This window comes from Cellulophaga omnivescoria (assembly GCF_027915275.1).
GTDB classification, from domain to species: domain Bacteria; phylum Bacteroidota; class Bacteroidia; order Flavobacteriales; family Flavobacteriaceae; genus Cellulophaga; species Cellulophaga omnivescoria.
Map to the genome: position 1 here is coordinate 2,999,407 of NZ_CP115819.1, position 14,542 is coordinate 3,013,948.

At 30.2% G+C, this 14,542-nt stretch carries 13 protein-coding genes; 3 read left to right on the forward strand and 10 right to left on the reverse strand.

Annotation, left to right across the window (positions count from 1 at the left end):
- Positions 1 to 21: 21 nt before the first annotated feature.
- Complete coding sequence (locus PBN93_RS13250) at positions 22 to 759, forward strand: DUF6503 family protein (protein ID WP_245799605.1); 738 nt, start codon at positions 22 to 24, stop codon at positions 757 to 759.
- Here PBN93_RS13250 and PBN93_RS13255 read toward each other — a convergent pair.
- The 3 genes from PBN93_RS13255 to clpB form a co-directional block, all read right to left on the reverse strand.
- Positions 746 to 1,291 carry a histidine phosphatase family protein gene (locus tag PBN93_RS13255; RefSeq protein WP_077402341.1) on the reverse strand — a complete coding sequence of 182 codons (546 nt, stop codon included), beginning with the start codon at positions 1,289 to 1,291 and terminating at the stop codon, positions 746 to 748. The two genes, PBN93_RS13250 and PBN93_RS13255, sit on opposite strands and share 14 nt — an antisense overlap.
- 121 nt (positions 1,292 to 1,412) lie before the next feature.
- Positions 1,413 to 2,009, reverse strand: a complete 597-nt coding sequence (locus PBN93_RS13260) for a TetR/AcrR family transcriptional regulator (RefSeq protein ID WP_077402344.1) — start codon at positions 2,007 to 2,009, stop codon at positions 1,413 to 1,415.
- 100 nt (positions 2,010 to 2,109) lie between these two features.
- Complete coding sequence (gene clpB, locus PBN93_RS13265) at positions 2,110 to 4,698, reverse strand: ATP-dependent chaperone ClpB (protein ID WP_077402347.1); 2,589 nt, start codon at positions 4,696 to 4,698, stop codon at positions 2,110 to 2,112.
- 168 nt (positions 4,699 to 4,866) lie between these two features.
- Between clpB and ytxJ the strand changes: the two genes are divergently transcribed.
- Positions 4,867 to 5,259 carry a bacillithiol system redox-active protein YtxJ gene (gene ytxJ / locus PBN93_RS13270; RefSeq protein ID WP_077402349.1) on the forward strand — a complete coding sequence of 131 codons (393 nt, stop codon included), beginning with the start codon at positions 4,867 to 4,869 and terminating at the stop codon, positions 5,257 to 5,259.
- 49 nt (positions 5,260 to 5,308) lie between these two features.
- On the opposite strand, the gene PBN93_RS13275 is transcribed toward ytxJ, so the two are convergent.
- Both PBN93_RS13275 and fahA read right to left on the reverse strand, forming a co-directional pair.
- Positions 5,309 to 6,493 carry a hypothetical protein gene (locus PBN93_RS13275; protein ID WP_077402352.1) on the reverse strand — a complete coding sequence of 395 codons (1,185 nt, stop codon included), beginning with the start codon at positions 6,491 to 6,493 and terminating at the stop codon, positions 5,309 to 5,311.
- 206 nt (positions 6,494 to 6,699) lie between these two features.
- Positions 6,700 to 7,983, reverse strand: coding sequence for a fumarylacetoacetase (gene fahA, locus PBN93_RS13280; protein ID WP_077404745.1), 1,284 nt, complete (start codon positions 7,981 to 7,983; stop codon positions 6,700 to 6,702).
- A 111-nt stretch (positions 7,984 to 8,094) separates the two neighbouring features.
- On the opposite strand from fahA, the gene glyA reads away from it, so the two are divergent.
- On the forward strand, positions 8,095 to 9,366 hold the full coding sequence (gene glyA, locus PBN93_RS13285) for a serine hydroxymethyltransferase (protein WP_077404742.1): 1,272 nt from the start codon (positions 8,095 to 8,097) through the stop codon (positions 9,364 to 9,366).
- Positions 9,367 to 9,418: 52 nt separating this feature from the next.
- Here glyA and PBN93_RS13290 read toward each other — a convergent pair whose 3' ends face one another.
- The 5 genes from PBN93_RS13290 to PBN93_RS13310 form a co-directional block, all read right to left on the reverse strand.
- Positions 9,419 to 10,063, reverse strand: a complete 645-nt coding sequence (locus PBN93_RS13290; protein WP_077404739.1) for a hypothetical protein — start codon at positions 10,061 to 10,063, stop codon at positions 9,419 to 9,421.
- A gap of 153 nt (positions 10,064 to 10,216) precedes the next feature.
- Positions 10,217 to 10,882 carry a response regulator gene (locus PBN93_RS13295; protein ID WP_077404736.1) on the reverse strand — a complete coding sequence of 222 codons (666 nt, stop codon included), beginning with the start codon at positions 10,880 to 10,882 and terminating at the stop codon, positions 10,217 to 10,219.
- 23 nt (positions 10,883 to 10,905) lie between these two features.
- Complete coding sequence (locus PBN93_RS13300) at positions 10,906 to 12,885, reverse strand: tetratricopeptide repeat protein (protein ID WP_077404734.1); 1,980 nt, start codon at positions 12,883 to 12,885, stop codon at positions 10,906 to 10,908.
- 89 nt (positions 12,886 to 12,974) lie between these two features.
- The gene (locus PBN93_RS13305) at positions 12,975 to 13,391 is read right to left on the reverse strand and encodes a hypothetical protein (RefSeq protein WP_271080855.1); all 417 of its coding nucleotides are present in this window, start codon (positions 13,389 to 13,391) and stop codon (positions 12,975 to 12,977) included.
- A gap of 138 nt (positions 13,392 to 13,529) precedes the next feature.
- On the reverse strand, positions 13,530 to 14,261 hold the full coding sequence (locus tag PBN93_RS13310; protein WP_077405441.1) for a LytR/AlgR family response regulator transcription factor: 732 nt from the start codon (positions 14,259 to 14,261) through the stop codon (positions 13,530 to 13,532).
- Between the last annotated feature and the right edge of the window lie 281 nt (positions 14,262 to 14,542).

Consider the following 14,542-nt stretch of genomic DNA (forward strand, 5'->3'; position numbering starts at 1 on the left):
ATACACTAAAGATTTTATTTTATGATTAAAAAAAGTATGTTCTTCTTATTACTAATTGCGTTTGCAGCCTGTAAGAATGAAAAAAAGAAAATAGTTACAGCACAAAGTATTGTAGATAATGCAATATTAATTTCTGGTGATAGTTTGTATAAAACTAAAAATTTATCTTTTGATTTTAGAGAAAAAAAATATGTTTTATTACAAAAGAATGGCAAGCGTATTATGAAGCGTATTTTTAAGCAAGATTCTACAATTGTTACAGATATAAAAGCTGATAAGTTTACACGATTGGTTAATGATAGTATTGTTACTGTTGCAGATTCTACTGCTCGTAAATATGACAATGCTATTAATTCAGTTTTTTATTTTGCCCTTTTGCCATATGGTTTAAATGACGCTGCTGTTAATAAAGAATATTTAGGAGAAGTTACAATTAATAATAAGCAGTACTATAAAATTAAAGTTACTTTTAGTGAGGAAAATGGTGGTGAAGATTTTGAGGATACTTACTTGTATTGGTTTAATAAAGAAACAGCAAAACCAGATTATTTAGCGTATAAGTTTTTTGTTAATGATGGCGGTATGCGTTTTAGAGTAGCTTATAATGAACGTTATGTAAACGGAATTAGGTTTGTAGATTATGAAAACTACAAACCTAAATCTGAATCTATGAATATTTTAGAGATAGATAAAATGTTCCAAAATAATGAGTTAGAACTATTATCTAAAATTGAATTAGAAAGTATTATTGTCTACTAATATCTAGGTTAAGTTTTACAGCAGTGGCTTGTGTGCCTATTATGGTTACTATAAACAAGCCGCTGTTGTCATAATCATCTATTTGATTAAATTTTTCTTCGCCAATAATGGCATTTACAAATTTAGGAACTGTATTACTATGGCCTACAATTAAAACTTTTTTGCCATAATTATCGGTTACAAATTGCTGAGGCTCTATTGTTGTTGGATCATAATTAGTTACAGAAATATTTTGTTGCACAGATGTTGGTGCAGCTGTCATTTGTGTTCTTTTGTACTCTGTAGAATAAATAGCATCTAATGCAACAGGCTCAAAAACCTTTGCCCAAAAAATAGACCTTCCTAAACCTTCCTGAGATAGTTCTGGATCTTGATTCTCTGAGTTAGATCTGTCTTTTTCTGCGTGCCTAATAAAATAAAATGTAGACACTGTATTGTTTAAGTCTTCATCTGTTGCATTATTTTTATCATTTTTACACGCAAATGTTACGGTAAAAAGTAACACTAAAAGAGTAGGTTTTAAAAATTTCATTTGTGTACTATTTTATTTTAATGTGGTTGTATATAGTATAACTTATTTTTAGCAAAAAAAGTATACATTAATGTATTAGCAATACCTTTATTTTTTTACTTAAATGCGTAGTTAAACGTAATTATAACTTAACCTCTTTTTCTATTAAATGGTTAATGTAATTTACAGTGTTTAATAGGTATTTGCGGTCTTGTGTTATTGTTGCCATTGCAACAGAACCTTGTAGCATTGTATACAGTTGCTTAGCAAATTGTAATGGAGTTACAGGTAACTTTAATTCGTTATTATTAACACCCGTTTCTAAAACGGCAGCAATTTTACCTTCTATAGTGCGTACAATTTCTTTAGCGGCACTAGAAAGTGTTTTGTTGTTGTATTCTGCGTCTACACCAACATTTATTATTGGGCAACCTCCCATATCTAATGTAAAAACAGCATATTGTCTATAAAAACTAGTAAGGTTGTATATTTTGTCTAAAGATGTTCCTTCTATATTTAGGCGTTCATCTATTTTATTTAAGAGTTTTGTGGTGTTGTAATTAAAGGCCGCTAAAGCAATTTCTTCTTTATTTTTAAAATTACCGTATAAAGCACCTTTTGTTAGGCCTGTTGCATTAGTAATATCACTCATACTGGTGCCAATATAGCCTTGTTTGCTAAATATTGGAGCAGAAGTTTTAATGATAAATTCTTTGGTTTTTTCTGCCTTGGTGGACATATGCTAATTGTTGTTTCTACGAATATATAAAATCTATAAAATAGAACCATAAAAAAAGCTTCCATAAAGGAAGCTTTTTTGCTTTTATTATTAAATTATATTAATTATTGTTCCTAAATACCAATTTATCATCAAAACTATCTATTAAAACAATACTATCTGTTGTAATATTACCTGATAATATTTCTTTAGATAAATTATTTAGCACCTCTTTTTGTATGATACGTTTTACTGGTCTTGCCCCGTATTGTGGGTCATATCCTTTTAGTGCTAAAAAGCTTACTGCTTCATCAGTAGCGTCTATAGTTATGTTTTGCTCTGCTACTAGCTTTTTTAGCGCGTTTAATTGCAAACGTACAATTTTAGTGATGTCTTCCTTAGATAATGGTGTAAACATTACAATATCATCTATTCTGTTTAAAAACTCTGGTCTAATACTTGCTTTTAGTAAGCCTAATACATCTGTTTTAGCTGCTTCAGTAGCTATTGTAGTGTCTTTATGCGTGTTAAAACTTTCTTGTATTATAGCGCTACCCATATTACTGGTCATTATAATAATGGTATTTTTAAAATCTGCCACACGTCCTTTATTATCTGTTAATCTACCTTCATCTAACACCTGTAATAGAATATTAAAAGTATCTGGATGTGCTTTTTCAATTTCATCTAATAAAATAACCGAATAAGGTCTACGTCTTACAGCTTCTGTTAATTGTCCGCCCTCATCATAACCAACATATCCCGGAGGCGCACCAACTAATCTGCTTACAGAGTGTCTTTCTTGGTACTCACTCATATCTATTCTGGTTAGTGCATTTTCATCATCAAATAAATAAGATGCAAGAGTTTTAGCAAGCTCGGTTTTACCTACACCTGTTGTACCTAAAAATAAAAATGAGCCTATAGGGCGTTTAGCATCTTGTAAACCAGATCTACTTCTCCTAATTGCATTAGCAACAGCCTCTATAGCTTCTTCTTGCCCTACTACACGCTTGTGTAACACAGACTCTAGGTCTAATAGTTTTTCTCTTTCACTTTGCAACATTTTTGTTACAGGTATACCTGTCCATTTAGCAACAACATCTGCAATATCTTCATAAGTAACTTCTTCTTGTATTAACGTACCATTACTTTGTTGCTCTGCAAGTGTATTTTGTAGTTTTTCTAATGCTTCTTGGGCTTCTTTAATTTTACCGTATCTAATTTCTGCAACTTTACCATAATCACCATTACGTTCTGCACGTTCTGCTTCTAACTTATAATTTTCTATATCTTGTTTTGCTTGTTGTATATTATCTACAACAGTTTTTTCGCTATCCCATTTTGCAAAAATTTCATTGCGTTCTTCCTTTATATTAGCAAGATCTACATTTAAAATTTTTAGCTTATCCTTGTCATTTTCTCTTTTTATAGCTTCAATTTCAATTTCTAACTGCATTATTTTACGGTCAAGAACATCTAATTCTTCTGGTTTAGAGTTAATTTCCATTCGTAATTTAGCAGCAGCTTCATCCATTAAATCAATGGCTTTGTCTGGTAAAAACCTGTTTGTTATATAGCGTTGCGATAATTCTACGGCACCAATAACAGCTTCATCCTTTATGCGCACTTTATGGTGAGCTTCGTATTTTTCTTTAATTCCTCTTAAAATTGATATAGAACTTTCTGTACTAGGCTCATCTACAATTACTTTTTGAAACCTACGCTCTAGAGCTTTGTCTTTTTCAAAATATTTTTGATACTCGTCTAAAGTTGTAGCACCTATAGCACGCAATTCTCCACGCGCTAATGCAGGTTTAAGTATGTTTGCTGCATCCATAGCACCATCTCCGCCACCAGCACCAACTAGTGTATGTATTTCATCAATAAACAATACAATTTCGCCATCTGCAGAGGTTACTTCTTTAATAACCGACTTTAAACGTTCTTCAAATTCACCTTTATATTTTGCACCAGCAATTAAGGCACCCATATCTAATGAGTATATAATTTTACCTTTTAAGTTTTCAGGAATATCTCCTTGAATAATACGGTGAGCAATACCTTCTGCAATTGCTGTTTTACCTACTCCAGGCTCACCAACTAACATTGGATTGTTTTTTGTTCTACGAGATAAAATTTGCAAAACTCTTCGTATTTCTTCATCTCTCCCAATTACAGGGTCTAGTTTACCTTCATCTGCTAATCTGTTTAAATTTTTAGCATATTTTTCAAGTGAATTGTAATTTTCTTCTGCACTTTGTGATGTAACATTGTTACCGTTTCTTAACTCTGCTATAGCTGCGTTTAAATCTTTTTCTGTTACCCCTTGATCTTTTAAGATCTGAGAAATTTTACTTTTAGATTTAAAAATAGCCAATAACAAATGTTCTGTAGACACGTATTCATCATTCATTTTTTTAGCTACTATTATAGCTTCGTTAACTGTTTTACCTGCTTCACGAGACATCATTATATCTGCGCCAGTTACTTTTGGTAAACTTTGCAATTCTTTGTCTACAATTTGTTTTAATAACGCAACATTTACATTTAGCTTTTTTAATATAAAAGGCATTACATTTTCATCTACCTTAATTAATGCTTTAAATAAATGTTCGTTTTCTATTTGTTGATTGCCAAGTTCCTGAGCTAGCAATTGTGCTTGCTGTAAGGACTCTTGAGACTTTATTGTGAAATTATTAATGTTCATATATGTTGTATATTTTATAGTATTAGTATTTTTACGGAGTTAAAGACAATTACCTTACCAAAACAGTAATGCAGACAAAATGACTGTTTTTACGGGGTTTTACAAGACATTTAGTCAGTTGTAAGGTTGTGTTTTTAGATCGACTTAACTATAAAATTAATATTTATAATGGGAATATTTACAGGTTTATTTGGTGGTAAGGAAGAAAATAAAAAAGAGGAAAAAGAATTGCCTTGGATACCTTTAACTGCTGTTACTCAATTACCAGAAATTGAAGAAAAATCTAAAACAAAAACTCAGATTATCTTTAAACATTCTACTAGTTGTGGTATTAGCCGTATGGTTATAAAAATGTTTAAAAACACTTATAATTTTGCGGCTGAAGAAGCAGATTTATACTATTTAGATTTGTTACAATACAGAGAGGTTTCTAATGAAGTAGGTTATAAGTTTCAGGTAATACACGAATCACCGCAGTTGTTGGTTATAAAAAATGGGGTTACAGTAGCAAACGCATCTCATGGAGCAATAACAGAATTAGATTTAGAAAAATATTCATAAATAAAAACGCCCTTGCATTTGCAAGGGCGTTTTTATAATTACTTATTATTTAGAACTTATGTCTTATAATAATGTTTTTTAAATTGGCCTTTAAACTTTCACCAGCATCATAAACCATTTGCTCGTTGGTAGGGAACTCCACAGATTTTAAACTTAACATAGAAATTAAATCACTTGTTAAAGCTCTTTTATCACCTCTATAATTTGCGTAGTTGTGTTCAAAAATAAACTGACTAGTTAGAGGGTATGTGTTTACTTGTTGTTTTGTATTTAAATCTATAAAGCTAACAACACCTGTAACCTGCGCAGACTTAGATTGTGTAAATTGGTAAAAATTACACCTTACCGTTTTAAACTTATCTGTTTTTACTTTGTTGCCATCTTCATCTACAACAACCTCACCATCTTCATCTAGTACATATTTGTAACCATCTTTAATTTGAGACTCTTTTACAAGTTCTTTTTCTCTAATCTGTTCTGGTGAAATATTTATTTCTCTAAAGTCTACTTCCATTTCATAATCATACTTAACAGTACTCATTGGTTGAGCGTGGTACTCTGTCCATAAATCATTTAAACCATAGGTGTTAAAATTTAGTAAATCATCTTCTAAACGTACCGGAATAATTTTATCTGTACTATTTATAAGCTTTACTCTAACATAATCTATTCCTTTGTTGTGTGCTTCTTCAATTTTTAATCTACTATCTTCATAATTAGGACTCAACTCGTTTAGATAATTAAAATCATCATATGCTCTTCTGTAATCATCTTTACTGACTGCGTTAGCAAGTAAATTACTAGCGTTACTATATAAATAGTCTGCTAACTGTTTTTTTGAAGACAATATTTTATCATTATAATTAACAATAGTAAAATCTGCATTTCTGTTTTCATCTACTATCTTTAATGGTAGTAATGGTTTAATTTGTTCTTGTATATTTTTAAGTCGTGTGTAGGCATTAAAAATATTTTCGTAGTTAGCAGCGTTGCCGTCTTTCTTTAAAAAGGCAATATTACTTAATTCTCTTTCTGTATTTTTTTTAAATGCATCTTCTAATAATGAGATATATGGTTGGTTGCTTTTTTTAGTTTTATTAGAAGCTAAATTTTTAATAGAAGTTTGTATTACAGATAAGTAGTTACCTGTATTAATTGCTTCTTGAGTCTTTTTAACTCCGCTGCAGGAGGCTAAAAAAATTGATACTGCGGTTAATAGTAGAATTTTTTTCATACGGTCTAATTTTATATTGTAGGTATGTTTTCAATAGTCGTGCCAACATACAAAAGAGAAAACGGTTGCTATAGGTAAATAGTATATTTTATTGGGTGTAATAGTATATAATTTTTTATAACAGAATATAATTATGGTCTAATATTTTAATTATTAGGCAAAAAAAATTCCCTTTTAAAGGGAATTTTTTTAAAATATTATTTTAATTATTTTATAGATATTGCAGGTAGTAATTTAGTAGAAACTTCTCCAAAACCAATACGCACACCATCTTTTTTACAATAACCTCTTAAGGTAACAGTGTCATTATCTTGTATAAATTTTCTGGTTTCTCCGTTAGATAATTTTACTGGTTTAGTACCTTGCCAAGACAATTCTAGCATAGAGCCATAAGAGTCTGGAGTTGGTCCAGATATAGTTCCGCTTCCCATCATATCACCACTATTAACTTTACAACCATTTATGGTGTGGTGAGCAAGTTGTTGAGCCATTGTCCAGTACATGTATTTAAAGTTAGATTTAGATACTGTAGTTGGTTCTCCATTTTCTGGAGTAATATCTACTTCTAAATTAATATCAAAAGATTTGTCTCCTGTTTGTTGTAAATAGGGTAGTGGTTTAGGCTCTTGTACAGGGCTAGCTGTTCTAAAAGGTTCTAAAGCATCTAAAGTTACTATCCAAGGAGATATAGATGAAGCAAAGTTTTTAGCTAAAAACGGACCAAGAGGAACATATTCCCATTTCTGGATATCTCTAGCACTCCAGTCGTTAAACACAACCATACCAAAAATATATTCTTCTGCTTCGTCTACAGGTATAGGCTCACCAAGTAAGTTAGCGTCTGTAGTAATAAAAGCAGTCTCTAGTTCAAAATCTACAAGTTTAGAAGGCCCAAATACAGGAGTTTCTTCACCTTTAGGTAAAGTTTGTCCATTTGGTCTGTGAACAGGAGTTCCGCTTGGTATAATTGTAGAACTTCTGCCGTGGTAACCAACAGGTATATGTAACCAGTTTGGTAATAAGGCATTGTTAGGGTCTCTAAACATTGTACCTACATTAGTAGCATGCTCTTTACTAGAATAAAAATCTGTATAATCACCAATTTGCACCGGTAATTGCATTTCTACTTCGTTCATAGTAAAAAGTACAATTTTTTTGTGCTCCTCATTATTTTGTAAAGCGGGGTTGTTTATATCAAAAATTTCGCTAATTCTGTTACGAACTAAGCGCCATGTTTTTTTTCCGTCTGATATAAAATCATTTAAAGAATCTTGTAAAAAAATATCATCTGTTAACGGTATACCATCAAAATACCCTAATTGGTGCAGAGCACCTAAATCTATTGCATAGTCTCCTATACGAGTACCTATGGTAATAATATCGTCCCTGGTTAAAAATACACCAAAAGGAATATTCTGAATTGGAAAGTCTGAAGTAGAATCTACAGAAATCCAAGATTTTTTTGAAGGATCGTTAGTTTTTATAGGCATATTGTACGTGTTAATTTTTTTTTGATAAATTTCTTTTCAAATATATTATTTTCTTCTGATTAAAGAATCGCAATTTGTATTTTTACACTTTATTAACGCAATAAAATATCTATGCAACGCGATAACCAAATTTTTGATTTAATTAATGACGAAAAACAACGTCAATTAGAAGGAATAGAATTAATAGCTTCAGAGAATTTTACAAGTCCACAAGTAATGGAAGCTGCAGGCTCTGTACTTACCAATAAATATGCAGAAGGTTACCCTGGAAAGCGTTATTATGGTGGCTGTGAGGTTGTTGATGAAATTGAGCAATTAGCAATAGATAGAGCAAAAGAGCTTTTTGGAGCAGAATATGTTAATGTACAACCACATTCTGGATCACAGGCCAATGCATCTGTATACCATGCTTGTTTAAAGCCGGGTGATACTATCTTAGGTTTTGATTTATCTCACGGAGGGCATTTAACACACGGATCTCCTGTAAACTTTTCTGGACGTTTGTATAATCCGGTTTTTTATGGAGTAGAAGAAGAAACTGGAGTTTTAAACTATGATAAAATACAAGAAATAGCAACTAAAGAAAAGCCTAAAATGATAATTGCAGGTGCTTCTGCTTACTCTAGAGATATAGATTTTGAGCGTTTTAGAGTTATTGCAGATAGTGTTGGTGCTTTGTTGCTAGCAGATATTTCGCATCCGGCAGGTTTAATTGCAAAAGGTATTTTAAATGATCCTATGCCACATTGCCATATTGTTACTACTACTACGCATAAAACATTACGTGGGCCTAGAGGAGGAATGATCATGATGGGGAAAGATTTTGAAAATCCTTTTGGGATTAAACTTAAAAATGGAAATTTACGTAAGATGTCTGCTTTATTAGATTTAGCTGTTTTTCCTGGTAACCAAGGCGGACCATTAGAGCATATTATAGCAGCCAAAGCTGTAGCTTTTGGAGAAGCTTTAACAGATGAGTATTTGCATTATATGATTCAGGTTAAGAAAAATGCAGCAGCTATGGCAGCAGCTTTTGTAAAAAAAGATTACAAAATTATTTCTGGAGGTACAGATAATCATATGATGCTTATAGACTTAAGAAATAAAAACATAACCGGTAAAGATGCAGAAAATGCTTTGGTAAAAGCAGATATTACCGCTAATAAAAATATGGTTCCTTTTGATGATAAATCTCCTTTTGTTACTTCTGGTATCCGTTTTGGAACAGCAGCAATAACTACGCGTGGTTTAAAGGAAGATGATATGCAGACTATAGTAGATTTTGTAGATGCAGTAATTAATAATCCTGAAGATGAGGATGTTATTTTAAATGTAAGAGAAAAAGTAAATGCTCTAATGGAAGGAAGAGCATTGTTTAATTAAAAATATCTATTACCGTTAAAAAAATGGAAAACCTTTGTAGGTTTTCCATTTTTTATATGTGATCTATCATAAACAAATCACCTCTATTAGTGCTGTTGTTGCGCACATCATAAATAACGGCATCTTCTTCAGACTCATAATAAAGTCCCCAGAATCCAAAGTAAGATTTTTCAGTTATATTGGTTAAGCTTATATTATCTTCTGATAAAATTGGTAAGTGTATTTCTGTAGGTAATTCTAAATTTTCAGTCATTAAACACTCTACATTAGTAACTAATGTATCTAGTATAGCATCTAAACTATTAACTATACTATTGGTACATACTTTACTTATAATTACAGATGTATCTGCTAAGTAAATAGCACATTCTGCTATGTCTACAAATTGTTCTGTGTTACACCTTAGCTTTTCTAAACTTTTATAAAATTGCTCTAATCTAGAAGAGTGTACATCTAATTTGTCTTTTAACCAATTAGAGTTGTTATAGAAACATATACTTTCAGATAACCAAAAGTTAGACTGAAACTCTATACCTACTTCATAAGCGCTAGGTTTATTGTTTAAGATTCTAATAAGCACTTTAGAAAAATAAGCTTTCTCTAGTTCATTTCTAAAAATTTCTAGTTGTTCTAATATACACTCTGGGACATTATTAGAATAACGTATATCGTTGTATTTCGATGGGTTAGACATCATAGTATCAATTGTAGGTGGTTATACTTACTACAAAGCTATGATGATTTTTTGAGTTTGGATTATACGTAAACCTTAGATTTTTTGAGGTTATTATCTTAAATAGGCAAAAAAATGTTAAAATTTTTAACAGCGTAAGTTGCTACTTACATTCTTTTAAATAAAGCCCCTCCTTTTTGCCTCGTTAATTAATGCAAGGTCATTTTCGTTTTCAATATCAAAAATAAATTTAAGTTTACGCTTTCTGGTTTCTATACCTGTTACAGATAAATTAACGTAATCTACTAAGTCTTTTGTTTTAATTCCTAATGATAAACGATATAGTATTTCTTTATCATCTTCATTAATCATTATATTGTTAGTCATTGTTTTTCTAAAAACATCAATGGCAGATTTAGAATAGTATGTACTATCATTTAAAACATTATCTAACGCTTTTTCAATCACTTCTTCATTAACTTCTGTTTTAACAATGTAGCCATCTGGGTTTACAGAAGAAAATATGTTACTAATTCGCAAACTGTCACTAAATGAAGATTGAAAAATTATTTTTGTTTTAGGAGAAATTTCTCTTAAAAGCATTCCTAAATGCTCTCCCGTTTTATTACCATCAATATTATCTTTGTCTGGTTTTTCTATTTGTATATCTAAAAAAGCAACATCAAAAATATTAGTTTCTATTAATTGTTTTGCCTTTTGGTAGCTGTTTGCTGTGGTTAAGTTAATATTATATTTAGCTGGGTTTATATCTGCAAATGTATACTGGTATCCTTTTAGTATAAGTTGATGATCATCAACAGCTAATATTTTTAGGGTTCGCATATTTTGTTAAACTTTGATCTGGTTTATGAATTAGATTCTTTTTTATTTTCTAATGGTATTGTAATTAAAATTTTTGTTCCATCTCCAATTTCACTCTCAATATTTACGTTAGCATTAATTTTATTTGCCCTAGAATAAATATTTTTTAGTCCAATACCTCTTTTTTTCTTTTGGAGGTTAAAACCTACACCATCATCAGATAAAATTACTGATAAATTTGAATTCTTCATACTTAAATCTAATAAAATGTTTTCTGCCTTAGAATATTTTACACAGTTTTGTACACCTTCTTGTATCATTCTATACAGGTTAATTTTTATTTCTGCGCTTAAACTGTCCCAATCTATTTTTTTATCAAACGTGAAGCTAGTTTTTATATTTGATGCTTTGCCAGTATTATGTAATAACTCTATTATTGAATTTGTAAAGTTTTGCATTTTTTTAGATGATGCAGCACTTAATGTATGTGATATTGTTCTAATTTCTTCAGCAGTTTCTTGTAATTGCTTAATAAGATCTAAACGTTCTGCAATTGCTTCTTCATCTGCTCTTTTATTGGTTGCTTTTAAAATTAAACCTATACCAGTTAAACTCCCAAGTACGCCATCATGCAGTTCTTGTGATATGCGTAATTGTTCTTCTTGTTTTGCTTGCGCAAGTTTGCCTTTTTGGTCTAACATTAAATTAAATGTTTCTAAATTGGTTTCTTGCTGCTCTTGTTCAAATCTTAATTTCTGATTTTTAACGTATTGACTACCGATAATGAAAATAGCAAAAGCCAATAATAATGCTCCTATTACAAAAGAAATAAGTATCTGTTTTTGTTCCTCTAACTCTTCTTTTTCTTCAATAACCTCGTCTGTTTCATATTTTATACGGGTAAATTTGTCTTGTATTAGTCGTTCTTCGGCAATTAAACTGTCATTTAATACAATGTATTTATGTGCATAATTACTTGCGTTTATTGGATCTATAGAGGTTAAAATGTCATATGCTTGCAGTAGCCTTTTATTGTTTTTACTTGCTAAAGAATATTCTTCGGATTTTTTAGCGTTTTCTAAAGCTTTAGAGGTGTCTTTTTTTAAAATGTAGAACTCTGCTAAATTAAAATGACTAATTGCTAGCCCAGAACTGTCATTTAAGCTATCTCTAATTTTTAATGCACGTATTAGTTGCTTTTCAACATTTGTAGTATCCTTTGCTTTTAACTTTGTATATGCATAATTGTCTAGTACTTTAGCATAGAACAATGCTTTTTTTTCAAATAAGCTATCTACGGCTAGTACTTTTTCATAATTTTTAATTGCACTATTGTAATCTTCTTTATCTCGATATACATTAGCAATATTGTTTATTAAAGCAGTGTTTATTTTGCTTTTTGGTCTTATTTTTTTATAATATTCTTGTGCTTTGTTATAATATTTTAAGGCTCTGTCATGTTCTTTAAGGGCATTGGTAACTGAACCTAAATTATTATAGGAATGGTATAAATCTATATCGGTATCATCAATTTTATCAAATAACTCTATAGCTTTTATAGTGGAAATTTCACTGCCTCGATAATCTTTTACTTGTGATTGTAGAAGAGATATAGATCTCAAGACTCTTCCTTCTTTTACCTCGCTATTTTGAAGATTAAAAATTTTTTGAGCTTTCAAGTAATAATAGTAGCTACTGTCTATTCTTATTTTTTTGTTAAAAAAATAACCTAAATCCCAATAAGCATTTCCTAATATTGTGGAGTCATTTTGTTTTAGAGATAACTTAATTACTTTTTTATTTGTTTCTCTAAATTTTAAAGAGTCTCCTTGTGTTAAGTATGTGTATGCTAGTGAATGTAGTTGTCTTCTATGAATAGAATCTTTTTTATATTTTAAAATATTTGTAGTATCTGTTGTTTTTTTTTGATGTTTTACAACTTCTTTTTGTTGTAGGTTCTCTTTTTTTTGATTACATGAAAATAGTAATAGCGTAATAATAAGTACTGTATATAGTTTTTGCACGTAGATTGGGTTTTTAAATACCCCAAGGTATAAAAAAAGCCTTAAATGTTAAATTTAAGGCTTTAAATATTTATGTTTTTTTTGGATATTTAGTCAACTTTTCCACCACTACCTTTAGGAGCTTCTACTTCGTCATCATCAGTACTAACTTCACCACCGCTACCTTTAGGGGCTTCTACTTCATCATCATCAGTGCTAACTTCACCGCCACTACCTTTAGGAGCTTCTACTTCATCATCATCAGTGCTAACTTCACCACCGCTACCTTTAGGGGCTTCTACTTCGTCATCATCAGTGCTAACTTCACCACCGCTACCTTTAGGGGCTTCTACTTCGTCATCATCAGTGCTAACTTCACCGCCACTACCTTTAGGGGCTTCTACTTCATCATCGTCTGTAACACTAATGTTGTCGTAAAGTGCGTCGTTAGAATTGCTGTCTACATCGCAAGAAAATAATAATAGGCTAAAAATAAATAATACAAGCAGGTTAATTAAATTTTTCATAATTGTTTTTTTTGGTTAAATATATTTTTATTGCTTTGCTAAAGTATAATCATCTACGTATAAAATTAGTAAGAAATTATATCTGTTAGTGTAAGTTATATATTTGTTAGTGTTTGGGTTGGTTTTGTTAGTTTTTAATTAATTCTGTGTTGAAATAGCGTTTTTGCTAATTTTATTTTTAATTATATCTATTTTTTGTTTGTATGTTTTTGAGAATGGTAGTTTAACATCGCTCTTTTTTATGACACAAATATTTTTACCATAATTAATGCCAGATACGTATGAACTATTTATAATGTAACTTTGGTGTATTCTAATAAAGTTTTCAGGTAGTTTATTTTCAAAAGTTTTAAGGGTTTTAAAAGCGCTAACTATTTTACCACTATTTAAATATATATCTGTTGCATTATTATCTGCCTTTAAATAAAGTATATCTGTAGTTTCTATGTACTGAAAATCTTTATAGGATTGAAGACAAAGTGTTTGTGTTGTTTCTTTTTTTGGAGATTGTTTTCTTATTTTAAAAACAGCTTTTCTAACATCAAACTCATTATATGGAAGTAACCAGTAATCAAAAAAACCATTTTTAATGGCTTCGTAAGCATATTCTTTATTTTTACTTATACCAATAATTAGTGGAATTTCATTAATATATTGATGAAGGTTTGAAACCATCTGAAAATATTCTAAAGCATTTTTCTGAAGGTCTATAAAAATGATATCCGGACTGTATTTAAGTATACTGTTTAGTGCGTTGTTAGCATTATCCGAAATATCAGCGCACATAAAGTCCTTATACTCTTCTAAATAATACTGAAGTTGTAAGTTAGAAGCAGCAGAGTTTCCTATTATTGTATATGAATAATTCATAGCTAAAGTTCTCTAGCATAAAATTACGTATACATACACAAAATTGATTATAGGTAAACCTCTAATTTTTTGTGGTTTTAAGTGTTAAAATGTTGGTATTATTGTATTTTTGGTGTATAAACTTACAAAAATAAAAGAAAATGAAATAAATAGTTGTTTTATTTTAATTTATAAGGGGTTGTTTATAAAATCAATAAGAACTATACAAATAGCCGAATTTAAGACGTTTTTAAGTGTGTTTTTTAATAAAAACTAAAGGAAATAATATTTTATCCATATTA

What these genes read in the sequence shown, in the direction of transcription:
- PBN93_RS13250 (WP_245799605.1), top strand. Translation starts at nt 22, where the DNA reads ATGATTAAAAAAAGTATGTTCTTCTTATTACTAATTGCGTTTGCAGCC.
- PBN93_RS13255 (WP_077402341.1), bottom strand. Translation starts at nt 1,291, where the DNA reads ATGAAATTTTTAAAACCTACTCTTTTAGTGTTACTTTTTACCGTAACA.
- PBN93_RS13260 (WP_077402344.1), bottom strand. Translation starts at nt 2,009, where the DNA reads ATGTCCACCAAGGCAGAAAAAACCAAAGAATTTATCATTAAAACTTCT.
- clpB (WP_077402347.1), bottom strand. Translation starts at nt 4,698, where the DNA reads ATGAACATTAATAATTTCACAATAAAGTCTCAAGAGTCCTTACAGCAA.
- ytxJ (WP_077402349.1), top strand. Translation starts at nt 4,867, where the DNA reads ATGGGAATATTTACAGGTTTATTTGGTGGTAAGGAAGAAAATAAAAAA.
- PBN93_RS13275 (WP_077402352.1), bottom strand. Translation starts at nt 6,493, where the DNA reads ATGAAAAAAATTCTACTATTAACCGCAGTATCAATTTTTTTAGCCTCC.
- fahA (WP_077404745.1), bottom strand. Translation starts at nt 7,983, where the DNA reads ATGCCTATAAAAACTAACGATCCTTCAAAAAAATCTTGGATTTCTGTA.
- glyA (WP_077404742.1), top strand. Translation starts at nt 8,095, where the DNA reads ATGCAACGCGATAACCAAATTTTTGATTTAATTAATGACGAAAAACAA.
- PBN93_RS13290 (WP_077404739.1), bottom strand. Translation starts at nt 10,063, where the DNA reads ATGATGTCTAACCCATCGAAATACAACGATATACGTTATTCTAATAAT.
- PBN93_RS13295 (WP_077404736.1), bottom strand. Translation starts at nt 10,882, where the DNA reads ATGCGAACCCTAAAAATATTAGCTGTTGATGATCATCAACTTATACTA.
- PBN93_RS13305 (WP_271080855.1), bottom strand. Translation starts at nt 13,391, where the DNA reads ATGAAAAATTTAATTAACCTGCTTGTATTATTTATTTTTAGCCTATTA.
- PBN93_RS13310 (WP_077405441.1), bottom strand. Translation starts at nt 14,261, where the DNA reads ATGAATTATTCATATACAATAATAGGAAACTCTGCTGCTTCTAACTTA.